Source organism: Acinetobacter sp. YH12138 (genome assembly GCF_015218525.1).
GTDB classification, from domain to species: Bacteria; Pseudomonadota; Gammaproteobacteria; order Pseudomonadales; family Moraxellaceae; genus Acinetobacter; species Acinetobacter amyesii.
The window spans coordinates 2,667,771-2,691,855 of sequence record NZ_CP048670.1 but is presented as its reverse complement, the minus strand read 5'-3'; the positions used below and the strand labels follow the sequence as shown (position 1 = coordinate 2,691,855).

Sequence of the window (24,085 nt, the reverse complement as noted above, 5' to 3'; positions counted from 1 at the left end):
AATCACGCTAGGGTTTGTGAAATGAATACGGAGCAATTGCAGAAAACATTACGTGCCAGTCAATATGCTGAACAGGTGCTCGGAATCCATCAGGCCAGTTTAGAACAAGACTATGCAATTGATCAGTTTCAAACCTCGCTCAGTACAGCACAAATTCAACATTTTGTCGTAAGCAGCCTTGCCGATATCCAAGATGAAAATAGCTGGATGCGTGCAATTCGTGTGCTGCGCGCACGTCTGATGTTTCGTTGGATTTGGCAAGATGCCAATCAACTCACCGATGTCGTCACCTTAACTCGAGAGCTTTCAGACTTTGCCGATGCATCCATCTGTGCGGCAAAAGATTTTGCACTAAAGCCGTTGATCGCGAAATATGGCGAACCGCTAAGCTATAAGGGGAAAGTTCAAGACCTGATTGTGGTTGCCATGGGAAAACTGGGTGCGCAGGAACTTAATCTTTCAAGTGATATTGATCTTATTTTTGCCTTTGATGAACAGGGTGAAACCAACGGTCGAAAATGTATTGATGTGCAGCAGTTCTGTATTTTATGGGGCCAGAAATTAATTTACTTGCTTGACCATATTACCGCAGATGGTTTTGTCTTCCGTGTAGATATGCGCCTTCGCCCATGGGGCGATGGTTCTGCCTTGGCAATCAGTCATGCGGCATTAGAAAAATATTTAAGCCAGCATGGACGCGAATGGGAACGCTATGCCTGGATTAAGGCACGGATCGTCACGGGCGGTAAAGAAGGCGCCGAGTTACTGGAAATGACCCGACCTTTCGTCTTCCGCAAATATGTCGATTACACCGCTTTCGAAGCTATGCGTGACATGAAAGCCATGATCGAACGTGAAGTGCTACGTCGTAATATCGAAGATGATATTAAACTCGGTGCAGGCGGAATTCGTGAAGTAGAGTTTATTGTTCAAGTCTTTCAGCTCATCTATGGCGGTTCAAAACTCGAGTTGCAAGACCGTCAATGTTTAGTGAGTCTGCATCATTTAGGTGAAGTTGGATTATTAGAAAATACCGCGGTTGCTGATTTAGAAGATGCGTATTTATTTTTACGTCGTATTGAACATGCGATACAAGCGCTCAATGATCAGCAAACCCAATCGTTGCCACATGAGCCTGAACCACGCCAACGTATTTTAGATACTTTAGGTTTTGCATCTTGGGATGACTTTTTGAATGTGCTCAATCAGAAACGTGCCAAAGTCATTTACCAGTTTGAACATCTTATTAAAGAAAAAGAACCCGATCCGTTATTGGAAAGCTTTAGTCATTTAGAAGCACAGTTAAATGATGTTTTAGATGATGATGCCAAAAATTTAATTCACGAATTTTGGTATGGGCATGCGCTGAAAAAATTACCTGCCAAAGCAGTACAGCGTTTAAAAACTTTTTGGCCACATCTCATTGAGGCGATATTACAGTCCGATAAACCTCAGGTGGCCTTACTACGTCTCATGCCTTTGGTGGAGTCGGTGCTGCGCCGTACGGTCTATTTGGTGATGCTGATTGAGAGCAAAGGGGCATTACAACGATTAGTGAAAATGGCAACAGTGAGTCCGTGGATCTGCGAAGAATTGACGCATTATCCCGTGCTGTTGGATGAGTTTTTATCGATGGATTTTGAGCTGCCAAAGCGTAAGGATTTAGAAGACTCTCTACGTCAACAACTGCTTCGAATTGAAATTGATCAAGTTGAAGATCAGATGCGTGTTCTTCGATTATTTAAAAAATCCAATGTCTTAGCAGTAGCTGCTAGTGATGTTTTGGCCGAAAGCCCGTTGATGAAAGTATCGGATGCATTGACCGATATTGCTGAAGTGTCTGTGAATGCAACCTTGCATTTGGCATATCAAATTGTTGCCAAAAAACATGGTTATCCAATCGATGCAGAAGGGCAGCGTTGTTCGATTGATCACACGGCTTTCGCGGTAATTGGCTATGGCAAGGTGGGTGGCATCGAGCTGGGTTATGGTTCGGACTTGGATTTGGTGTTTATTCACTATATGGACGAACAAGCGGATACCGATGGACAGAAACCAATTAGTGGCTTTGAATTTGCCATGCGGGTTGCACAAAAATTTATGTCCTTAATGACCACGCAAACCCTAGATGGTCGAGTGTATGAGGTGGATACACGTTTACGACCTTCGGGAGAGGCGGGTTTATTGGTGACCAGCTTAAAAGCCTTTGAGCAATATCAACATAAAAATGCTTGGGTCTGGGAGCATCAAGCTTTAGTACGTGCCAGAACGATTGCAGGTGAGCACAGTTTACGGATTGAAATTGAAAACTTGCGCTGCAATATTTTGACTCAGCCACGAGATGAGAACAATGTTCGTGCAGAAGTGCTTAAAATGCGCCAAAAAATGAAAGACCATCTAGGTTCTTCTAAAGAGCAGCAAAAAGATGGAATTTTTCATTTAAAACAAGATGCAGGTGGTATCGTTGACATCGAATTTATGGCACAGTATGCAGTATTAGCATGGAGTGGGTCGAATCCCGATCTCGCCCATTACTCTGACAACGTACGAATCCTTGAGGATGCCGCAAGAACGGATTGCTTATCCAGCGCCGATGCGACAGCATTGATTCAAGCTTATCTCCGTGAACGAGCCGAGAGCCACCGTTTAGCACTTGCGAATCAATCCATGCAAGTTTCAGCTGACGATTGGCACGATACCCGAGTGGTCGTTTGCAAGCTATGGCAAAGATTAATTGATCCAACTGCAACGTTTGCATTGGATAAAAATGACTGTGTATAAAAATTTGGAGTGTGTGCCATGAACTTGGCTGATCGTGATGGTTTTATTTGGCAAGATGGACAATTGGTTGATTGGCGTGAGGCGAAAACTCACGTATTAACACATACATTGCATTACAGCATGGGTGTGTTTGAAGGCGTCCGTGCTTATGAAACTCCGAATGGAACGGCTATTTTCCGTTTAAAAGAACACACTAAGCGTTTATTAAATTCTGCAAAAATTTATCAAATGAAAGTCCCATTTGATCATGCAGCATTAGAACAAGCTCAAATTGATGTGGTTCGTGAAAATAAATTGGCTTCTTGCTACCTACGTCCAATTATTTTTATTGGTTCAGAAAAATTAGGTATTGCAGCAACTGACAATACAATTCATGCCGTTGTTGCTGCATGGAGCTGGGGTGCTTACCTTGGTGATGAAGCGATGGCGAAGGGCATTCGTGTTAAAACGTCTTCATTTACGCACCATCATCCAAACGTGACCATGTGTAAAGCAAAAGCATCTGGTAACTATACTTTGTCCATTCTTGCACACCAAGAAGTGGCACATGCTGGCTATGACGAAGCAATGTTACTCGATCCACAAGGTTATGTATGTCAAGGTTCAGGCGAAAATGTATTCTTAGTTCGTGATGGTGTGATTCATACTCCTGACATCGCGGGTGGTGCACTTGATGGTATTACCCGTCAAACCATTATTACGATTGCGAAAGACCTTGGTTTTGAAGTGGTTGAACGTCGTATTACACGTGACGAATTCTATATCGCTGATGAAGCATTCTTCACAGGTACTGCTGCTGAAGTGACGCCAATCCGTGAATATGATGACCGTCAAATTGGTGAAGGTTGTCGTGGTCCAATCACTGAGCAAATCCAAACTGCATTCTTTAATGCGGTTCAGGGTAAAGACCCTAAATATGCGCACTGGTTAACTTACGTAAAATAAGCTGATCGGTTAAGATGAAAAGGCGAAACTAAGTTTCGCCTTTTTTATTGGCTTGAAGATATTGAATTTTTTGGAACGAGACTATGCATATTGTTTATGTCAGTGATGGTAAAGCAGGACATCGCTCACAGGCTTTGGGTTTATTTAAAGCCATGCAGCGCCAATCTCAGGAAGCAGTCACATTTCAAGAAATTTCAATTGATGATTTGCCTATAGTGACACTTATTTCTGCGCTATTTAGCCATCAGCTTCATGCCGTAGAACACGAGCCAACTTATATTTTTGGCGTCGGCAGCCATACGCATTTTAGGGTATGGCTGTTAGGCAAAGTATATAACAAAGCCAAAACCATTATTTTAATGAAGCCCAGCTTGCCGTTTGCATGGTTTGATTATGCAGTAATTCCACAGCACGATGGTATTCAGGCATCAAATAAAGTACTGACCACACAGGGTGCGTTAAATCCTATTGTGAATGAGGAGCGGCATCAGCATGGTCGAATCCTTATCGCCTTGGGGGGCTCTTCAAAACGCCATCAGTGGAATGCTGCTAAAGTACTCCAAGCGATTGAACAAATAGTCGAGCAGAATTCAAATTCACAAATCATTTTGACTACTTCACGGCGCACACCAAAAGCGTTTTTAGCAGAATTAAAACAGTTAAAGAATATTGAAAAAGTACAGATTTTCCCAGTTGAAGTCACTCCGCAAGGTTGGATTTTCGAAGAAATGCAAAAAGCCGAAGCGGTTTGGGTAACTGAAGATAGTGTTTCAATGATTTACGAGGCTCTCACCGCGGGTTGTAAAGTCGGGGTGATAGAAGTGGATCGATTGAAGGAAGATCGGATTACCAAGTCGGTAGATGAAATTTTAAAACAAGGCTTGGTGTCGTTACAGACCACTTTAACTGATTTGAATCTCGCTACCGAATTTAAAGAAACTGACCGTATCGCCAAAAAGATTGTACTCGGTCCCTAAAGTATAGATAATACCCGACGAAAAATTTCTACCAACATTTCAGTCTAACTAGACAATGTTTGAATAATATTAAAGGGTTGTCAGGTCATGCTAAAAACCTATTTGTTTCCGCTTTTGCTTTCGATTGGGTTTTGTGTTGGCTTAGGTTTTTGGGACTATTTAGCTCATATTAAAAATGCCCCTTTATTTTTTATCTTGGTACTTTCGAGTACGTTTTTTTTTATTGCAGTAAAACAATTACATAGTCGTATTTTTAAGTACATCTTCCTTAGTCTGTTTTTTGTCATTAGCCTGTATATTGCAAGTGGGACGGGGTTCTTACAAGGGCACATGTCTTTGGGAATCGTGGCATCGATGTTCCAAAGCAATACCAATGAAGCCTTTGAATTTTTATCTGTAGTTAATCCTAAATATATTGTTTTTGCCTTAATTATTTTTTTAAGTCTCTGTTTTTATATTTTATTTTTTAATCAAGCTAATCAGGGAAATTATCGCAAGCTGATTTTGGCACTTATCTTTATTGCTAACGGCGTCAGTGTGTTTGGTGTTCAAACTGCACTGGCGACGGTTAAATATAAACAAGAAGAGGCCAAGCTCCTTGAAGATAATGTGCAAGATGTCGATTGGCAAATTCAGCAGGTGAATGCTAGCTATGATAATCAAGTGATTATCATTGGTGAGAGTGTTCAGCGAGACCATTTATCACTCTACGGTTCGAAAGACAATACCACACCTTTTTTAAATCAGATGCCGCTGGATGTTGTAGATCATTACATCGCAACTGCACCGAATACGGTAACTAGTCTGACTCGTACGCTGACTTTGGTTGATCAAAATCGTGAACCGCAGATTGCAAAAAATGTTGTGACGCTAGCAAAACAAGCGGGTTATAACACCATGTGGATTTCAAATCAGGGATTTATGGGGAAAAATGATACGGCGATTTCTAAAATTGCTATTCATGCCGATCATCAGTTCTTCCTGAAAAGTGGTAACTATATGTCGAGTAATATTGATGACGACAAAATGGTCGAAATATTACAGGCCCAGTTAAAAAAATATGCTAATCAAAAAAATGTAATTTTTATTCATATGATGGGTTCACATCCGGATGCTTGTGAACGTCTGTTTAAGGCACCACGTATGTATGCGAATAAACCTGAAACGATTAATTGTTATTTATCTTCGATCAATAAGTTGGATCACTTTATAGAACAGATATATACCTCTTTGAAGGCTGATCAGCGTAGTTTCAGTGTGACCTATTTTTCTGATCATGGTATGACCGTGGATGAAGATTCATATCATGTAGATAATGATTTTAAAGATAATTATCAGGTTCCATTTTTTGTATTACGTAGCGATGCGCAGGCTAAAAAACAATATAACAAGACTGTCAGTGCCTACGATTATATGCATATTTATGCAGATTTATTGGGGGTGAAAACACCATTATTAGATCCTAAAAAATCGTTGGCGAATATTGAAGACAATCAAAATGTCACCGTTTTTGATTGGGATGATTATGTGCCATATCTAAGTTTAGGTGGTACATAATTAAAATTTTAGTATGAGTGAGTAGAATTTTCCTCAATTCAAAATACTGTTCTTATTCAATACAAGAAAGTTTAAGTGAGTGCTGACAAATTTTCATACTATAAAGTTAAATAATTTGAATAAATGAACGAGATTAATTTGAATCATATACAATAAGTTAAATTATTGGGGCTTAATTTTCTGATGAAGATTCTTCACATTTGTAACCTAGCTTATAAAAAATCTGCTGAGCAGTTTTATAACACAGACCGTAAAATTTCTTTTGGATTACAGCAAAATGGTCATTTTGTTTATGATTTTTCATTTAAAGATATGGCTTACTTTGGAACAATATGGCGGACTAAAAAAATTGGGGCTAAATGGGCAAATGCTGAAGTCTTACGTCTGACTGATAACTTACAACCAGACTTAGTATTGATTGGGCATTGTCCACAGATTGATCCTGAAACTTTAAAGCAAATTAGACAGAAATATCCAAATATTAAAATTGCCTTTTGGTATGTAGATCCAATCTATGAGTCTGAAAAAATTAAGTTTATCCATAAGTTTCAGCCTTACTTAGATACTATTTTTGTTACAACTGGCGGTGAGTTATTAAAACAATTCGCTAAAGATCAAACTGTGGCTGCATATATGCCGAACATGGTCAATTCGGTAGTTGAAGTAGGGCAAAGTTTTTTAAATAAAAATACTTCACATGATTTTATTTTTTGTGGTTCTGCTGGAGATCAGGAGCGAGCAAACTTTGTAAAACAGTTGCAGCAAAAAATATCATTTTTAAAACTGTACTTGCCTGGTTTTGTAGCGCCCAAGTTGTATGGAGCGGATTATATTCAAACGCTAACACAAAGTAAAATGGGATTGAGTTATTCACGACGCAATGATATTTGTTTATATGTATCTGATCGTATTGTGCAATTGACGGGGAATGGTTTACTGACATTCACGCCTAAAGTACCAGAATTAGATCTTTTATTTAATGATTCTGAAGTAGTCTATTTTGATAACTTGGATGATTTAGCTCGAAAGACACAATTTTATAAAGATAATCCAGATCAGGCTAAGTTAATAGCTGAGGCTGGTTGGAAGCGTGCACATGTGAGTTATAATTGTCAGCGTACAACAAAATTTATGTTGGAAACAATTTTTGATAAGCCGTATTCAGAAAATTATGAATGGTTAGAACATGTATTCAAAAAGTGAAATTGCTCAAGCAGAATTATTAGGTTCAGGGGCAAATCGTTATTGTGTGATTTCACCAAGAGATAATTCGATTTGTCTAAAAATTGATTTACCATTTGAGCGGAAAAAGACTAAAAACTGGAGACAGTCAATACAACGCTATTTAAGTCGTAATTTTAATTATTTTAATGAAAATTTTGTAGAATGGAGAGCTGCAAAAAAATTACACAAATTGGTGACTCATGAAATTGCTCTAGAATATATTGCTCCGATTTATAGTCTTGATGAGAGTGAGTTGGGTTGGATATTATCAACTGAACTTGTACGTAATGAAGATGGTACGGTTGCAAAAAGTTTACATCATCATATATGTGAAAACTCCACATTAAGTAAGCAACAGTTATACAAAGAGATTGATAAATTTTGTAAATTTTTGCTTGAATATCGCATCCCTTTATTTGACTTAAATTCTGGAAATATGGTTATACAGCAATCCTCAAAGGGGATGCGTTTATATTGTGTCGATATTAAATCTATAGCTCGTGGTAAAGAAATTATCCCCATTTCATATTGGTCTAATCGGTTGATGAAGAAAAAAATTCTACGTAGGGCTGATCGGTTGAAACAAGTTATTAAGAAACAAGGCTAGAAAACGTATGAAAATAGTACAGGTTATGGCTTCTAGTGCCGGTATGGGTGGATTGGAACAACATACCATAAAATTATGCAATGCCTTAGCAGAACATCATGAAGTGCATTTGATTGCTCATGCTTCATATCGAGATTATTTGCACGTAGGCATTAAGTTACATAATATTGATTTATCAAGAAGCCGATTTAACCCCTTGCTTCATTATCAGCTTTTTCAGCTTATAAAAAGTATTTCTCCAGACATTATTCATGCACAAGCAAACAAGGCTGCAAATATATTATCACCATGGCTCAATAAATTTGATTGTCCAACTATTGCTACAATCCACAATATTAAAACTAATATTAAGCCATTCCTTAAATTTGACAAGGTAATTGCAGTTAGTCATAAAATTGCACAAATTTTTCCAGAAGAGAATAAGGTTCAAGTAATCTGGAATGGGACATCTGTAGAGTATTTATCTGAAATGAGATTGACCCCACGAATTCGTCCACAAGCTTTAGCTATTGGACGGCTAGTACAAGCTAAAGGCTTTGATCTTTTAATTGAAGCTTGGCAAGGAGTTGATGCTGATCTTTTGATTGCAGGTGAAGGGGGAGATCGGCCTATTTTGGAAAAAAAAATATCTGAGCTTTTTTTGCAGGACAATGTAAAATTGTTGGGTTCGAGATCAGATATACCTCAATTATTAACAAATTCTGACGTTATGATTATTTCTTCTAGGAATGAGGGTGGACCTATTACACTTGCTGAAGCTTTACTATTAAAAGTACCTGTATTTGCCACAGATGTTGGAATGGTGACGGATTTTTTAGATCAAGAATATGTTTGCCGACCCAATGACGCACAAGCACTTAAGTTATTAATCAACAAAAAAATTGGTTTAAAATCTCAACTTCAACCAAAATTTGAATCAGCTTTTGAAAAAGCACAATTGAATTTGAAATTTGAAGAAATGTGTACAAAGACTGAAAAATTGTACTATGAACAGATTCAACTAAAGAAATCGTAATTTTTTTGGAGCGGCAATTGAAAGTATTTATAATTAGTGTTGAACACAAAGAGTCACCTCGGTTAAAAAATTTTTTAAACCAATCCTTCTTCCAAGATAAAGCAATTCATTACGAAATTATAGGTATTAAGGGGGCAGATCTTCCTACTAAAGAATATTTCGAAATGGCTGTAAAAGGAAGAGAAAAACCTTTAACACCTGGTGAATTGGGATGCACTTTATCACATTTAGAGGCTTTGAAAAGTTTTCTAATGACTAATGATCAATATGCTTTAGTGTTGGAGGATGATGCAATTATTCCTAATGCTTTAAATTTTGATGTTTTAGAACAAGAAATAATAAATAAAAAAATTCCAAGCAATACACTTGTGAGTTTATGTGGAATTCAAATGAAAGTATGTAAAAAAGTTAGAGGCAAAATAGAGGATTTTCAGTTTCTAGGTCAGAAAGTTTTAAATGTATCTCCACATTTTTTTCACCGTGTTAATTATGCTGTAGCATATGTCATTGATCGTGATATGGCAAAAACTTTATTAAATTATCATTTACCAATTAGAAGAACTGATGATTGGAGTTATTTGTTTGATTTTGATGCATCGACTAAAATTTGGATGATAAATTTAATTGATCATCCAGAAATAAAAAAAGGTGAGTCAGACATTTATTTAAGTCGTCTTGAGTATGATAGAAGTGCAAAAAAAATTGCCTCCAAAAGTAAATATGGAAAATTTATCAAAAAAAACTGGGCTAAGTTATTTAATAAATTATATTTATAAAAGTTAAGTTTAATTATTGCAATTTAACTTAAAATCTAGCAAAGAATTTTTTTTAAATTTTTTTAAATTGTAATAGTGCTCAATGTTTTTTCTTTGTGAGCCGATTAATTTAATTAAATGTGGTGGTTGAGATGGATTATAGTTTAGAGTCATATTTTCTAAAAATACATATTTATTTTTTGGTGTTATATTTTGATATAGAAAAGCATTTTTGTCACAATTAATTAGATAGATATTGGGTATCTCTTTTCTTAATACTTTTTGACATGCAACATATGCTATGAAATATTTTAAGTTTTTAATTTTTTGAAAATATAAATTTGGATTAGGAAGATTTGATATATTATGTAGATAATTATCAACACCTATTGTTAATGCATAGCTTAATTCATCTCTCCAAAATTTAAAAAAATTATTTTTAGCGGAAGTCGCTAATAGCCAATTTTCAATAACAGGGAAATCAAAAAAAATAGTATTTGGTTTTCTATAAAAAGCGAAGCATTCTTTTTTGTTATCTTGACATAATTGCAATATCCAATTTAAATCTCTATAAAGAATTATACTTGCATCTAACCAAATCCCACCATAATTATATAGAAGGTCGAATCTTATTAGATCAGATTTTTGTTGAGGTGTTAATTCATGAAAGACATTAAAATCAATTTTACAATAATTTATAATTGTATTGTCATCTAGAAAAAATATCTCATATTCTGTATTTATTTTTTTAACTTGGTCTATACAGTCTAAGATTAATTTACTGGGGTTGTTATTCCAATAAATCCAAATTTTTTTTGGTATTTGGGTATATTTAGGATTTCCAAGAAGAATTGGGTCGGCATAATTTTCAGCATTTATACAATTACCTCTGATATTTTTATAAAATAAATATTTAAACCTTAAATGGTAAAATATTTTTCGTATTGATTTTCGTAGGCCCATAAAATATATACTGTAATTTATGTAAATTAATTAGAAATTGCATTAACAAATAAATTGTAAAATATCTTATCCCCAATGACGGGAATATTATTCTTTATCCGCATTACCCTTCAACACCATATAAATCAAACCGACAAAGATTAATAATGCACCTGCAAGGCTGCTGACACAGAATAAAACGATTCGGTTATAGGTGGTTAAGTTGAATAATTCATTGGCTAAAATGTAGCGCATGAACAACCATTGTACGACAGAAAAAACAATCAACACGATTGCACGACGACGGACTTCAGGACGCATAGCCATAGGAGAATCACTTAAAGTGGAAATTGAGGCTATTATGCCACTGTCGATAATCGATCTCAATTGAATAAGATTAATTTAAGCCTGCGGAACACAACTCTAAAGGTTGAGATGTTCTTAGATCACCTTTATTTGCGGTACATATTGATATTGCCAAAGCAGACCCGAAAGCGTTTATAAGACCAGATATACTGTTCTGGTGCTTGGTCAATGATGTCTTGCATGGCAATGTTGAGCGTGTCGACAGAACATTGTAAGTCTTTAGATAAAATCTCGTCTGCTAAGGTTTGGCAATGCACATCAAAGTACTGTAGGTTAGGTTGTCGGATACAACTTAAGCCAATGACATTACATTGGGTTTTTGCAGCAAGTTTTGAAACAAGTGTGATCGATAAAGTATTTTGCCCAAAAAAATTGGAATAAATACCGCCTGAAGGCTTCGGTAAATGATCAGGTAAAATCACTGTTAAGCCGCCTTGTTTCAAATGTTTAAATATGGCACGGATCCCAGTTTCATCTGTCGGGACTAAGGTCGCATTAAACTTTTCTCGTGCTTCTAACAGATACCGATTAATCCCTTTATTTTTATTCGGTTTATACATAATCATCGGTTCTGTATACAAGTTCAGCCATGCATTGAGTAGTTCCCAACAGCCAAAATGCGGAACCACAACAATGACACCTTTTTTATTCGCAAGTGCTTCCATGAGGATATTTTCACCATAAATGTTTTTCAGTAAGCTCAGGCTATAACTTGGTGGCATACCCCAACATTTAATAAATTCAATATAGGTCAGGCATTGGCTGCGGATACTTTGACTGACGAGCTGTCTCCGCGCTGTCTCGGACAAGTTTGGGTAGGCCAGTTGAATATTGATGCTAGTGATACGTTTGATCGATGAATTAAATAGATTAAGAATAAACGCGATCATCAAGGCCAAGTTTTGTAACAGCCAAAGTGGCAATAGCGCGATGATTTTGAATATAAAGTACATGAATCACGAGGTCTCAAAATTGACAGCATGGGATAAAATAAATTTTGCCAAGAGACCGGACTTATTCAGTGAAAAGTACAAAAAGATCTGAATCTAAAAACAAAATAATCGGAAGTGGAAAATTGAGCTGTCCATTGCTCAAAGGATGTAGTGCAACATCATAACGTACTTGAAGCGTTTTGATATTAGCAAAGTACATCAAATCTTTAATTTATGTTTTGTAGGTTTTCTACCACCTTTTGTAGGTTGACATAAAAAACCCTGCATAGCGCAGGGTTTTTTGAAACTTAAAATCTAAATCTTAAAATGTAAGATTATTTAGATTCTTCAGCTTTTGGTTTTTCACGTAAGCGAATACCTAAGTCACGTAATTGGTTCGCTTCAACTGGCGCAGGCGCTTGAGTTAAAGGACATTCCGCAGTCTTAGTTTTCGGGAATGCAATCACGTCACGGATAGAAGATGCACCAGTCATCAACATCACTAAACGGTCAAGACCGAATGCTAAACCACCGTGAGGAGGAGCACCGAATTTCAACGCATTTAACAAGAAGCTGAATTTCTCTTCTGCTTCTTCTTCAGAAATACCAAGCGCTTCAAAGATCGCTTTTTGCATTTCTAGGTTGAAGATACGTAATGAACCACCACCGATTTCAGTACCGTTCAATACCATATCGTAAGCAACAGAAAGTGCAGCACCTGGGTTGTTCTTCACTTCTTCAACGCTTGATTTTGGCAGCGTGAATGGGTGGTGAACAGACGTCCATTTACCGTCATCAGTTTCTTCGAACATTGGGAAGTCAACAACCCAAAGTGGCGCCCACTCGCAAGTTGCAAGTTTCATGTCGTGACCGACTTTAATACGTAAAGCACCCATCGCATCATTTACGATTTTCGCTTTGTCCGCACCAAAGAATACGATGTCGCCATTTTCAGCACCAACGCGTTTCAATAGATCAAGCACGATTGGCTCGATGAATTTAACGATTGGAGATTGAAGACCTTCAATACCTTTTTCAAGTTCGTTGACTTTGATGTAAGCCAAGCCTTTCGCGCCATAAATGCCAACGAATTTAGTGTATTCGTCAATTTGGCTACGTGGAAGCGCGCCAGCACCTGGTACGCGAAGCGCAACAATACGGCCTTTAGGATCTTTAGCAGGACCTGCGAATACTTTGAACTCAACGTCTTGCATCATGTCTGCAACATCAACAAGTTTCAAAGGAATACGTAAGTCAGGTTTATCAGATGCATAGTCACGCATTGCGTCTGCATACGTCATACGTGGGAATTTGTCGAATTCAACGTTTAGAAGTTCTTTGAACATCTTAACCGTTAAACGTTCCATTAAATCCATGATGTCATCGTCACTCATGAACGATGTTTCAACGTCGATTTGTGTGAATTCAGGCTGACGGTCAGCACGTAAGTCTTCATCACGGAAACATTTAGCAATTTGGTAGTAACGATCGATACCGCCAACCATTAACAACTGTTTGAACAATTGTGGAGATTGTGGAAGTGCGTAGAAGCTACCGTTAGAAACACGACTTGGTACTAAATAGTCACGCGCACCTTCAGGAGTCGCACGAGTCAAAATCGGTGTTTCAACGTCTAGGAAACCATTTTCTTCGAAGTAGTTACGAATTAGGTTAGTCAATTTAGAACGGAAACGAAGACGATCTAACATTTCTGGACGACGGATATCCAAGAAACGATATTTCAAACGTACTTCTTCAGAAATATTTGTGTTGTCGTCATTCAATGGGAATGGCGGAGTTTCTGAACCAGCAAGTACTTCGATTTCTTTACCAAGAACTTCGATTTGACCGCTAGTCATATTCGCGTTTTCAGTACCTGCGTAACGACGACGTACACGGCCTGTAATTTTTAATACGAATTCTGAACGTGCTTTGTCCGCAGTTGCGAATGCTTCAGGAGTATCTGGGTCAATAACCACTTGAACAAGACCATCACGGTCACGCATGTCAAGGAAGATTACACCACCGTGGTCACGGCGACGGTGAACCCAACCGCATAATGTAACGGTTTGGTCAATTTGAGCTTCGGTTAAAGAACCGCAGTAATGAGTTCGCATCATAGCGTTAGAAATCCAACTATATGGGTTAAGGTCAGCGAATACGTAAACAGCGTACCGCTTTTATTCGAATAGGGGATTATGCCTCTTTTTGGCTGTTTTGTCACAAGGACTTATTGCTAAAACAGCCAAATTTACAGCAAATTTTCGGTCAATGATGGGCTTAAGCCGATGACGTTGAAAAAATATTGGTGCTCTTGCTTAAGATCAGAAATATCAGACTACCGAAGCTAAACGTGGCTAAAAATGCACGGAAAAAATAATTAATGGCTTTGCCGACATAGGCATACAAGTCGTGTACAAAGGCATCAGAATAAATACTGTCAGCAAAATAAAAATAACTTGCGATTCCCGCAGCTAAAGACAGGGCCGCTAAACCATATACATAGACTTTGATGGTTGTGGGGACGTTTGCAGTACTTCGATAGTGAAGATGATGACGATAAATCATCCATGCCAAAACGGGGAGTGCCAAGCCAGATAATCCAATTTGCAACACACGATGTAGGGGATATGAATGACCAAAAAATGGAATCGGCAGACTTAAGAGATCTTTAAAAGCAAAGGTACGAAAGTCAACATGGGTCAAGCCATCCCAAACAATATGCGTCGAAGTTCCAATGATGAGTGCGAGGATGAGACTGAGCATAAACCCACAGCATTGATTGAAATTCTGTAGATTCAGCGGCTTATTTAAACCAAAAAAAGCAAATAACATCGGGCGATAGAGCACATACCACAGCACACAAAACAGCAAACCAAGGATTAAGTTTGGAACAATTAACCCCGACCATTGATGTGAACCTGCATAGTCAGCATTAGTAAATAAACGGAATAAATCTGGCACCATGCTACCAATTGCGAGTGCTGCAATAGGCAGGCGATTTCCGCTTAATTTGGAAATAGGCGGTGCGAGTACAGCATGGGATATGGTAAAAGGCATTGAACTAAAATAAATATATGAATAAATACAATGTGGTATCGGTGAGTGTATATGATTTGGGCAGATTAGAATGTTTTTTATTGCAAAAGTAATGAAATGTTATATTATAACATTATTCAAAATTAGCCAGATTTGAGTCTCTCCAAATGTCTTTTCATAAGAATTTAATCACAATCTCAATTTTTGCAGTGATTGCACCCAATATTTATGCTGATGATCAGCAACAACAGGTACAAACTTTAGAGGCGATTAATGTTCAGGTTCATCCTTTAAATCAAAGTGCTGCAGATTTTGCGGTTGCAGATAACATTATTAAGCATAAAGATTTGGCACAAGGTGGAGTCACTATTGGTGATGCCATTGCCGGACAACCTGGAGTGTATTCAAATCAGTTTGGTGCAGGCTCAAGTCGACCTGTGCTGCGTGGTCAAGATGGGCCACGTGTCAAAGTGTTGGAGCATGCATCTGAAACAGCAGATGTTTCAACTTTATCCCCTGACCATGCAGTGACGGTTGATCCAATTTTAGCGAAACAAGTAGAAGTGATTCGTGGGCCATCCACTTTATTATATGCAGCTGGGACGGTTGGTGGGTTGGTGAATGTTACCGATCAAAAAATTCCAACGCAGATGCCTGAAAATGGCTTAGAGGGGCAGGTTGGGCTACGTTATAACTCAGGTAGTGACGAAAAATTAGCGAGTGCAGGTGTTACTGCTGCGCTAGGTGAAAATTTTGCACTGCGAGTTGAGGGATCAAAGCGTAAAGCCAATGACTATATTGCACCCAGTTATTTTCATGATCATGATGGTGAATTAGAAAAAGAACGCCGAGTCGGTAATACTTTTGCAGAAGGGCAAAATGTCAGTGTAGGTGCGTCATGGATTCATGATCGTGGTTTTGCTGGACTGTCTTATAGCAACCGTCAAGACCAATATGGCTTGCCTGGTCATAGTCATGAATATGAAAGCTGTCATCCACATGATGACCATCTACACTGTGATGGTCATGATAACCATGGGCATACCGATGAACATGATCATTCAGCGCATGACGAACATGATCACGATCATGATGCCGCAGGCCCATGGGTCGACTTAAAGTCAGAACGTTATGATTTCCGTACTGAACTGGCTGAGCCGTTTGCAGGATTCCAAAAATTACGTGCGCATGCGAGTTATACGGACTATAAACATGATGAAATTGAAGGTAACACCGCAGCAACTACCTTTGAAAGTAAAGGTTATGATGGCCGTTTAGAATTGGTCCATAACCCAATTGCTGAATGGGAAGGGGTAATCGGTACCCAGTACAATCAGCAAAAGCTCAATATCAGTGGCGAAGAGTCATTGATGAACCCAAATAAAACCCAAAAATGGAGTGTATTTGGTTTAGAACATAAACAATTTGATGATTTTCATGTCGAGCTGGGCGCCCGTGTCGATCAGCAGAAAATTCAGATCGATTCTGCACAAAAAGATTATGACGATTATGGTATTTCCTACTCTGGTGCTGTGAACTGGGCGTTTGCACCCAATTATAAATTATCCTTGGTGGGTTCTCATCAAGAGCGTTTGCCATTGGCGCAAGAGCTCTATGCAGATGGTAAGCATTTTGCGACCAATACCTATGAACGTGGGAATGAAAATCTAGATGTTGAAAAATCCAATAATCTCGAATTAGGTTTCCATTATGAAAAAGATCAGTTGGATTATCACGTTCATGTGTACCACAACTGGTATGACAACTACATTTATGCCGCAACCAAAGATAATTTTGAAAACTTCCGCTTAGTTGATTACACCCAAGACAAAGCCAAGTTCTATGGCGCGGAAGCTCAAGTGGGTTATGCCATTAATGATATGTATAAACTCAGTGTCTTTGGTGATTATGTACGCGGCAAAATTGATGGTGAAAATGCGCCACGTGTGCCTGCAGGGCGCTTAGGAACTAAGGTCGATGTTGACTTTGCCGATGGTTGGTCAGGTCTTGCAGAATATTCACATGTATTCAAACAAGACAAAATCACTGCATTTGAGCGTGAAACAGATGGCTACAACATGGTGAATTTGGGCGTGGCCTATAGTGGTCAATTGAAAGATCAAAATGATTATCGAGTCTATTTCAAAGCCAATAATTTATTGGATGAAGATGTTTACTCTCATACGTCATTCCTTGCCAATATTCCACAAGTCGGTCGTAATTTTACGGTTGGTCTTGAATTTGGTTTCTAATTGAATTTGCACAGACTTTTCTAAGTAAGTCTAGGTAAAGTCACAGAAATCCTCTTGAAAAATCAATGAATAAAACCTAGTCTGAGCGCATTAGACTAGGTTTTTTCTTATGCGCATCATTCAACGAATACATCACAAGCTCAATTGGTCACGTCGTCGCTATGTGGGTGTGGTCATTGGTTTATTGGTTTTAGGTTATTTGGCCTCGGCAACCTATCACACGCTAAAGCCACTCCCAGAAGGGTTGAACTACACAGGAAAACTTCGCCATGCTGAAGTGAACTTTTTAGTGGATGAAACCTATATCGATGCGCAAGGAAAGCAGCAACAGGAACATCGCATTTTTAAAGAAATGCTGAAAATGATTGAGGAAGCACAGTCGACCATTGTGTTGGATATGTTTCTCTTTAATCCGCAAGTTGGTGACTCTCAATTAAAACATGAACAATTAACACAGGAGTTGACCGATGCGCTGATTTTGAAGCGTCGACTATCTCCTCAAGTGGAAATTTTTGTGATTACTGACTCGGTCAATTCGGTCTATGGCGGCATTCAACCCGAACATTATCGTCAATTACGACAAGGGGGCATTGAGTTGACGGAAACCAATTTGGTACCGCTTCGTGCTTCCAATCCTGCATGGTCAGGCTTTTGGTATATCTGCTGTCAAGATATTGGCAATAATCCTGAACAAGGCTGGTTACCGAATCCATTGGGAACCGAGAAAGTGACGATTCGAAGTTATATGGATCTGTTTAACTTTAAAGCGAATCACCGAAAAACTTTGGTGGTAGATACCATCGATGGCTGGAAAGGTTTGGTCACCTCTATGAATCCACATGATGGTAGCTCACGACATTCTAATGTGGCCTTAACCGTCAAAGGCATGACCGCGATTGATCTGCTAAAGACCGAGCAAGCCGTAGGCATGATGTCTAAAGCTAATATTCCATTTGTAGTGATTAAAGATGTTGAAGCCGCGAAAACTCAGCCACAGGTTCAAGTGCTGACTGAAAAAGCCATTTATGATGCCACACTCGACTTAATTGATAGTGCGAAGAAAGCTGGAACTGAAATTGATATCGCGATGTTCTACTTGTCAGAACGTAAAATTATCAAAGCACTCATTGCTGCACATGAACGTGGCGTGAAAGTTCGTGTATTACTCGATCCGAATAAGGATGCTTTTGGACGTACCAAAAATGGCATTCCAAATCGACCTGTAGCATCCGAATTACATGAGGCGGGTATTGATGTACGTTGGTGTAATACCCAAGGTGAGCAGTGCCATAGCAAGATGATTTTAAAACGTACTGCTTATCAAGCCGACATGATTTTAGGTTCTGCCAATTTCACGGCACGTAACTTGAAAAATTATAATTTAGAAACTGATTTACGCGTGATCGGTGTGAAAGATGTTCAAGTTTTTAAAGATGCATCACAGTACTTTAATACCGCTTGGTCAAATCTGGATGGTAAACAAATGAGTGTCGACTATAGTAAATATGCGGATGAATCGACCTTGAAATATGTGTTGTATCGCTTTATGGAATGGAGCGGAATATCTACTTTTTAGAATTGTCTTAATCTCCCAAATCCCTCTTTTTTAAAGAGGGGCTTTCCTCCCTTTTTTAAAGGGAGGTTAGGAGGAACTAAATCAGTTTTAATTCTTCGGTACAGGATTCGGCGGAACGATTTGATCTAAATCTTTATCTGTCATTTGATCCAATTCTTTAATATCGGTTTTGATTTTCCATTTATCGGCATCATCTACTGGTTGTGGCAAACGAGCTTCTAACCAGTCACAGATGACATCTGGTGGAAAATCGGCGTGGTTACATTGAATCACCCAAGACAAGAATTGTTTTGCTTCGCCATTCATATATGGTGGCGGAGAAACCGGTAAAAATTGAGTCGGTAAGCGTTCATTTTTAGAAATATAGTTCAATACATGGCCCAATTCTTGAACAGTTTGCCATGCTAAAGGGTGATCTACATTAATTTGAAATTTAAACCACCAAGCAGTTTTACCATCGGTTCCGTACGAGTCAATCAGTTGTTCTTGAATACTTGGAACTTTAGAAAAAAATTGATGAAGTCGGTCAAAACTTAATTCAGACACAGCATTTGATCCACTACGAAATAAAATCAATCTTAGCATAATCCAATGAAAAACAGGCTAGCCTGAAGGTGCGATCAGCTTGGTCGGAAAATTAACAAATTCTTGCACTTGATGGATTTTTATTCATTTTTTCTCCTACAATGGAATTTATACTGAGCGTATAAACCGTCGAGGAGAGCTTAAGTGAAAACCACATTATTCTATGCGATTGCAGGTGTGATGCTGATCAGTGCTTCAGCCAGTACTTTTGCGGAAAACAAATGGGCAAACTACCAAGGTGTGGATACATCAAAACCACAACACCGCCCACCGTCGATGAATCGGCCTGGTTATCCCCAACATGGTCAAAGCTATCCACAGCATGCTCCTAATTACCCGCAGCATTACCCGAACTATCCTCATCGCCCTCAATATCCCAATTATCCAAACCGTCCATATCCACCACAGGTGCAAAATGGCATAAGTATTCAATATCAAGCACCGACCACGATTACTCAAAATTCGCAGAGCTATAGTTGGGTCAATGGCGATCCTGCCAGCGCGAGTATTTCGAGTTCAACCTATACTTTTATTAGTGATTGGCAGCGTTTAGGTTTACCTGCACCCCCAAGTGGCATGTACTGGATCTTTGAAAATGGTCGCTATGTGCTGGTGCCTAATCGATAAGGTTTATAACCTCTCCCTTGCGTAGCAGTGCTACTCATCTCCTAAAAGGAGAGGGAACGATTTAGTGTTTAAGCCAATTCATCATCTTGCGGACGTGGGGTTTTTCCTTCAGGTAATGGCTTTTCGGAATGCTTGTCTCGAATAACCGAAGGGTAAGTCCAAGAGGCATAGCGCACAATCAAAATGGCCACAGCAAGAATGAGGATCGAACCTGTAGTAATGACCAAGCCCATATCTGCTTTATGGTCATGTTGAATGTCCGAAATCAGTAAACGGGTCAGGGCAGTAATAGCAATATAAATCAGGAAGCGAACAGGCATGTGGTTTGTTTTAAAATAAATACCAACCATGGCACCGAGTTCGAGGTAAATAAACAATAATAAAATATCGTCAATCGTGGCGAATTGTTTAACCGTAATAATTTCAAAAATAGTATGACCCGCAGACCATAAAATCATACAGCCGATGACAAACAGCGCAAGATAATGAAAACCTTCTACAGCAATATTGCCAAGTCGGTCGAGGAGGGCTTCGATTTTTTCTACTTTGGGATCACGGTGTGTCATATATATTCCTCCTGTGTAAATTGCGTGAATATTCAATGAAGAACAAGTCATTAAATACCAAGCAAATTTCATGCACATGAAGCGAATATGACAAAATATTTTTTAGGTTTAATAAAGGTTTTAATGTTAAGTTTGAGCTTAAATTTTGTCCTATAAGAATGAAGCGACGATGTATCAACCAACGCATTTTAAACATGATGAACTGCCTGATCTGATTGATCTTATGCGTAAGTATGCTTTGGCGACAGTAATACTGACTGCACCCAATGGTGAGTTGGAAGTGAATCATTTACCACTAGAATATGACGCTGAGTCAGGCGAATTGGGCATATTGCGCGGTCATATTGCCAAGGCTAATCCAATGTTTGAATTGCTAAATCAGTCAGCACAAGCCTATGTGATTTTTCATGCCGACGAAGCATATATTTCGCCAAGCTGGTATGAAGGAAAGCAGGAACATCATCGCGTTGTGCCGACATGGAACTATCGCGTGGTACATGTCAAAGGCAAGATACGTAAAATTGCAGATGAAAAATATTTACGAGGAATTCTGGCTCGTTTGACGCGTCAACATGAAGCTAGCCAACCCATGCCATGGAAAATGGGCGATGCGCCTCATGATTTTATCGCGGAACAACTGGAAAAAATTATAGCGATTGAAATCGAAATAGACTCAATTTTGGGTAAGTTTAAAGTGAGTCAAAATCGCAGCGTTGTAGATGCAATGAATGTGGCAAAAGCTTTGGAAATGTCGAATGCTGAAATGGTTGAGTCGATCAAAAAATTTTATCCCATGAAATAACAGGCTAAAGAATCATGCCCAATATGATTGAAACTGAACGTTTATGCCTGAGAAAGTATCAGTTAGGAGATGAAATTTCATTATTTGATACATATTTTTCGAATATAGAAGCAACTCGTTATCTGCAGCGGTTACCACATTTAACGATTCAACAGACCAAGAGTGTTTTAGAAAAGTGGGCAGATCATTGTTGGTCGACACATAATCCTGATTTTGCATGGGTGATTAGTGATAAGAATACGCAGTTAGCGATGGGCTTACTGTATTTCTTCAATCAAGAAAACCATGGAGAAATACATTTTGGGTTAGGGGTGAATTTTCATGGTTGTGGTTATATGACTGAGGCCTTAATTGGGGTAATTAAGTATTTAAAGCAGAATCATGTCACGAAGGTTGTTTCATCGTTTTGTGCTGAGGAACATCTAGCATCACAAAATGTCTTAAATAAGGCCGGATTTAAATTAGATAAAGATAAAACGCATTGGGCGAAATTTCCAATGCTAGACGATCAGTTCCATCCTTGTTTTACATATCGAATGGAATTGGAAGATTATGAATAAGTAAGTATGCTTATGATTTTTTGAAAAAGTTGCACTCAGTGTTTATGTAATAAGAGCAGTAAAATAAAAAAATGCCCGATAAATCGGGCATTTTTGATTTTGTACGACTAATTAAGCTTGGTTGGTAAAGTAATCTTCAGAGAAGTTCATGATCACTTCAGAACCTGCTTTTACTTTAGCAATGCGTAATGCCAATTCAGGTAAAATACGCTGCGTGAAGTAAAGAGTCAGTGCAAGTTTGTTTTGGTAGAACTCGCCATCTTTGTCTTTTGCTGCATCTGCAATGCGGGCAAACATATAGGCAAAGCTGAGTAGGCCTACAGCATGTAGGTAATCAACTGCTGCTGAGTTCGGGAACTCAATGTTTTCACGAGCAGCTTCAAGTACATATTGAGTCACAGCTTCAACTTCAGCTGCTGCATCTAATGTTGCATCTTTGATGTAGTTCAAGCTGGCATCTAAGTTATTGGCAAAATCGCGGATTTCTTGGATATATTCAGCAATGAATTCACCATTGCACTTAATGGTTTTACGACCAATTAAGTCTTGAGATTGAACGCCGTTGGTCCCTTCGTAAATCTGTGCGATACGCAGGTCACGAATACATTGTTCCATACCCCATTCACGAATAAAGCCATGACCACCGAAGACCATTTGCGCATCGAGTGTTGCTTGGAAAGCTGTATCTGTTAAATACGCTTTCGCAATAGGTGTTAACAGCGCAACACGGTTATTGGCTGCTTTGACTGCTTCTGGGTCAGTAGAGAACTTGGTAATGTCCAGTTGTTGACCAACATAAACCGCAAATGCACGAGACGCTTCATTGTTGGCACGTGCGTTCAGCAACATACGACGTACATCACCATGAACTAAGATGCTGTCTGCAGGTTTTGCAGGCGATTGAACGCCAGAAGCGCTACGGCCTTGTAAACGATCAGTCGCATATTGCGCTGCATTTTGATAAGCAAATTCAGAAGCACCTAGGCCTTGAATACCCATAGACAGACGTTCGTAGTTCATCATGACGAACATCGCTGCAAGGCCTTCATTTTCTTTACCAACCAGGTAGCCTTTCGCGCCATCAAAGTTCATCACACATGTTGCAGACGCTTTGATCCCCATTTTATGTTCAATAGAACCAGGGCCTACAGCATTACGCTCTCCCAATGAACCATCTGCATTCACCAAGAATTTAGGTACGATGAATAGTGAAATTCCGCGTGAGCCCGCAGGCGCATCAGGCGTTTTCGCTAAAACTAAGTGGATGATATTTTCAGAAAGGTCGTGGTCACCGCCAGTGATGAAGATTTTCGTACCTGTAATGTTATAAGTACCGTCTTCATTACGTTCGGCTTTAGTTTTGATAATACCTAAATCTGTACCTGCATGCGGTTCAGTTAAGCACATGGTGCCTGACCATTCGCCTGTATACATTTTTGGCAAATAAGTTTCTTTTTGCTCTTGTGATGCATAGCTGTTTAACGCCATGCCTGCACCAACAGAAAGAAGCGGGTAGAGCATGAATGATGGGTTGGTTGCAAACAGCATTTCATCAGCCAGAACAGTCAGCATTTTTGGCATGCCTTGACCGCCCCATTCTTCATCTGCGCCTAGACCAATCCAGCCGCCTTCTGCATATTGTTTAAATGCTTCTTTGAAACCAGCAGGAGTCGTGACATTGCCATTGCTATAGGTTGCGCCTTCTTCATCACCTGTGCGGTTTAATGGATGAGTGACGTTTTGCGCAAATTTTGCCATTTCTTCAAGAATGGCTTCTGCAGTTGCAGCATCAACGTGAGCAAGATTTTCGTTGTTTTGCCAGAATTGTTCTGCTTTAAAAACATCATTTAAGATGAATTTCATATCTGCAAGCGGCGCATTATAAATTGGCATGTTCGTTCACCTGTTTATTGTTTGAATCTATGGACTTGGGGCAATTTGTATCGACATAAAGCGTGGAGAAAATTGACCAAAGTA

Annotated in this window: 21 protein-coding genes; 13 read left to right on the top strand and 8 right to left on the bottom strand. The window is 38.8% G+C overall.

The window, feature by feature from the left end:
* The first annotated feature begins 21 nt into the window (after nucleotides 1-21).
* From glnE to G0029_RS12975, 8 genes are all read left to right on the top strand, one after another.
* Nucleotides 22-2,781 carry a bifunctional [glutamate--ammonia ligase]-adenylyl-L-tyrosine phosphorylase/[glutamate--ammonia-ligase] adenylyltransferase gene (glnE, locus tag G0029_RS13010; RefSeq protein ID WP_111885810.1) on the top strand — a complete coding sequence of 920 codons (2,760 nt, stop codon included), beginning with the start codon at nucleotides 22-24 and terminating at the stop codon, nucleotides 2,779-2,781.
* Between the two features lie 18 nt (nucleotides 2,782-2,799).
* A complete protein-coding gene (locus G0029_RS13005) occupies nucleotides 2,800-3,726 on the top strand; it encodes a branched-chain amino acid transaminase (RefSeq protein ID WP_078191262.1) in 927 nt (308 codons plus the stop codon).
* An 83-nt stretch (nucleotides 3,727-3,809) separates the two neighbouring features.
* On the top strand, nucleotides 3,810-4,703 hold the full coding sequence (locus G0029_RS13000; protein ID WP_180109994.1) for a mitochondrial fission ELM1 family protein: 894 nt from the start codon (nucleotides 3,810-3,812) through the stop codon (nucleotides 4,701-4,703).
* Between the two features lie 87 nt (nucleotides 4,704-4,790).
* Nucleotides 4,791-6,260 (top strand): phosphoethanolamine transferase, encoded by a 1,470-nt coding sequence (locus tag G0029_RS12995; RefSeq protein ID WP_180109993.1) that lies wholly within the window; start codon nucleotides 4,791-4,793, stop codon nucleotides 6,258-6,260.
* A 183-nt stretch (nucleotides 6,261-6,443) separates the two neighbouring features.
* Nucleotides 6,444-7,463 carry a glycosyltransferase gene (locus G0029_RS12990; RefSeq protein ID WP_180055865.1) on the top strand — a complete coding sequence of 340 codons (1,020 nt, stop codon included), beginning with the start codon at nucleotides 6,444-6,446 and terminating at the stop codon, nucleotides 7,461-7,463.
* On the top strand, nucleotides 7,447-8,091 hold the full coding sequence (locus G0029_RS12985) for a YrbL family protein (protein WP_180109992.1): 645 nt from the start codon (nucleotides 7,447-7,449) through the stop codon (nucleotides 8,089-8,091). The genes G0029_RS12990 and G0029_RS12985 overlap by 17 nt, the downstream gene beginning before the upstream one ends.
* Nucleotides 8,092-8,098: 7 nt before the next feature.
* Nucleotides 8,099-9,106: a glycosyltransferase gene (locus G0029_RS12980; protein ID WP_180109991.1), complete on the top strand. Its 1,008-nt coding sequence runs from the start codon at nucleotides 8,099-8,101 to the stop codon at nucleotides 9,104-9,106.
* Between the two features lie 17 nt (nucleotides 9,107-9,123).
* Nucleotides 9,124-9,882 carry a glycosyltransferase family 25 protein gene (locus tag G0029_RS12975; RefSeq protein ID WP_180109990.1) on the top strand — a complete coding sequence of 253 codons (759 nt, stop codon included), beginning with the start codon at nucleotides 9,124-9,126 and terminating at the stop codon, nucleotides 9,880-9,882.
* Between the two features lie 9 nt (nucleotides 9,883-9,891).
* Here the strand turns inward: G0029_RS12975 and G0029_RS12970 are convergent, their stop codons facing one another.
* The 5 genes from G0029_RS12970 to G0029_RS12950 all read right to left on the bottom strand — a co-directional run bounded on the left by G0029_RS12970 (nucleotide 9,892) and on the right by G0029_RS12950 (nucleotide 15,161).
* Nucleotides 9,892-10,824, bottom strand: coding sequence for a glycosyltransferase family 32 protein (locus G0029_RS12970; protein ID WP_180109989.1), 933 nt, complete (start codon nucleotides 10,822-10,824; stop codon nucleotides 9,892-9,894).
* Between the two features lie 87 nt (nucleotides 10,825-10,911).
* Complete coding sequence (locus tag G0029_RS12965) at nucleotides 10,912-11,130, bottom strand: hypothetical protein (RefSeq protein ID WP_111885360.1); 219 nt, start codon at nucleotides 11,128-11,130, stop codon at nucleotides 10,912-10,914.
* Nucleotides 11,131-11,255: 125 nt separating this feature from the next.
* The gene (locus tag G0029_RS12960; protein WP_180109988.1) at nucleotides 11,256-12,122 is read right to left on the bottom strand and encodes a lysophospholipid acyltransferase family protein; all 867 of its coding nucleotides are present in this window, start codon (nucleotides 12,120-12,122) and stop codon (nucleotides 11,256-11,258) included.
* A gap of 314 nt (nucleotides 12,123-12,436) precedes the next feature.
* Entirely contained in the window at nucleotides 12,437-14,221 is a 1,785-nt protein-coding gene (gene aspS / locus G0029_RS12955) for an aspartate--tRNA ligase (RefSeq protein WP_180108150.1), read from the bottom strand.
* Between the two features lie 160 nt (nucleotides 14,222-14,381).
* The gene (locus G0029_RS12950) at nucleotides 14,382-15,161 is read right to left on the bottom strand and encodes a DUF4184 family protein (protein ID WP_180108149.1); all 780 of its coding nucleotides are present in this window, start codon (nucleotides 15,159-15,161) and stop codon (nucleotides 14,382-14,384) included.
* 146 nt (nucleotides 15,162-15,307) lie between these two features.
* Here G0029_RS12950 and znuD point away from each other — a divergent pair, with 146 nt between their 5' ends.
* Nucleotides 15,308-17,392 carry a zinc piracy TonB-dependent receptor ZnuD gene (znuD, locus tag G0029_RS12945; protein WP_180108148.1) on the top strand — a complete coding sequence of 695 codons (2,085 nt, stop codon included), beginning with the start codon at nucleotides 15,308-15,310 and terminating at the stop codon, nucleotides 17,390-17,392.
* Between the two features lie 109 nt (nucleotides 17,393-17,501).
* Nucleotides 17,502-18,968, top strand: coding sequence for a phospholipase D family protein (locus tag G0029_RS12940; protein WP_180108147.1), 1,467 nt, complete (start codon nucleotides 17,502-17,504; stop codon nucleotides 18,966-18,968).
* A gap of 87 nt (nucleotides 18,969-19,055) precedes the next feature.
* Here the strand turns inward: G0029_RS12940 and G0029_RS12935 are convergent, their stop codons facing one another.
* Nucleotides 19,056-19,514, bottom strand: coding sequence for a hypothetical protein (locus tag G0029_RS12935; protein WP_078194213.1), 459 nt, complete (start codon nucleotides 19,512-19,514; stop codon nucleotides 19,056-19,058).
* Between the two features lie 183 nt (nucleotides 19,515-19,697).
* Here G0029_RS12935 and G0029_RS12930 point away from each other — a divergent pair, with 183 nt between their 5' ends.
* Nucleotides 19,698-20,180 carry an RcnB family protein gene (locus G0029_RS12930; protein ID WP_373685053.1) on the top strand — a complete coding sequence of 161 codons (483 nt, stop codon included), beginning with the start codon at nucleotides 19,698-19,700 and terminating at the stop codon, nucleotides 20,178-20,180.
* 68 nt (nucleotides 20,181-20,248) lie between these two features.
* Here G0029_RS12930 and G0029_RS12925 read toward each other — a convergent pair whose 3' ends face one another.
* A complete protein-coding gene (locus tag G0029_RS12925; protein WP_078194156.1) occupies nucleotides 20,249-20,746 on the bottom strand; it encodes a phosphate-starvation-inducible protein PsiE in 498 nt (165 codons plus the stop codon).
* 169 nt (nucleotides 20,747-20,915) lie between these two features.
* On the opposite strand from G0029_RS12925, the gene G0029_RS12920 reads away from it, so the two are divergent.
* Nucleotides 20,916-21,548 (top strand): FMN-binding negative transcriptional regulator, encoded by a 633-nt coding sequence (locus tag G0029_RS12920; RefSeq protein ID WP_180108146.1) that lies wholly within the window; start codon nucleotides 20,916-20,918, stop codon nucleotides 21,546-21,548.
* A gap of 14 nt (nucleotides 21,549-21,562) precedes the next feature.
* Complete coding sequence (locus G0029_RS12915; RefSeq protein ID WP_180108145.1) at nucleotides 21,563-22,108, top strand: GNAT family N-acetyltransferase; 546 nt, start codon at nucleotides 21,563-21,565, stop codon at nucleotides 22,106-22,108.
* 111 nt (nucleotides 22,109-22,219) lie between these two features.
* Here G0029_RS12915 and G0029_RS12910 read toward each other — a convergent pair whose 3' ends face one another.
* Nucleotides 22,220-24,001, bottom strand: a complete 1,782-nt coding sequence (locus G0029_RS12910) for an acyl-CoA dehydrogenase C-terminal domain-containing protein (RefSeq protein WP_180078760.1) — start codon at nucleotides 23,999-24,001, stop codon at nucleotides 22,220-22,222.
* Nucleotides 24,002-24,085: the final 84 nt, after the last annotated feature.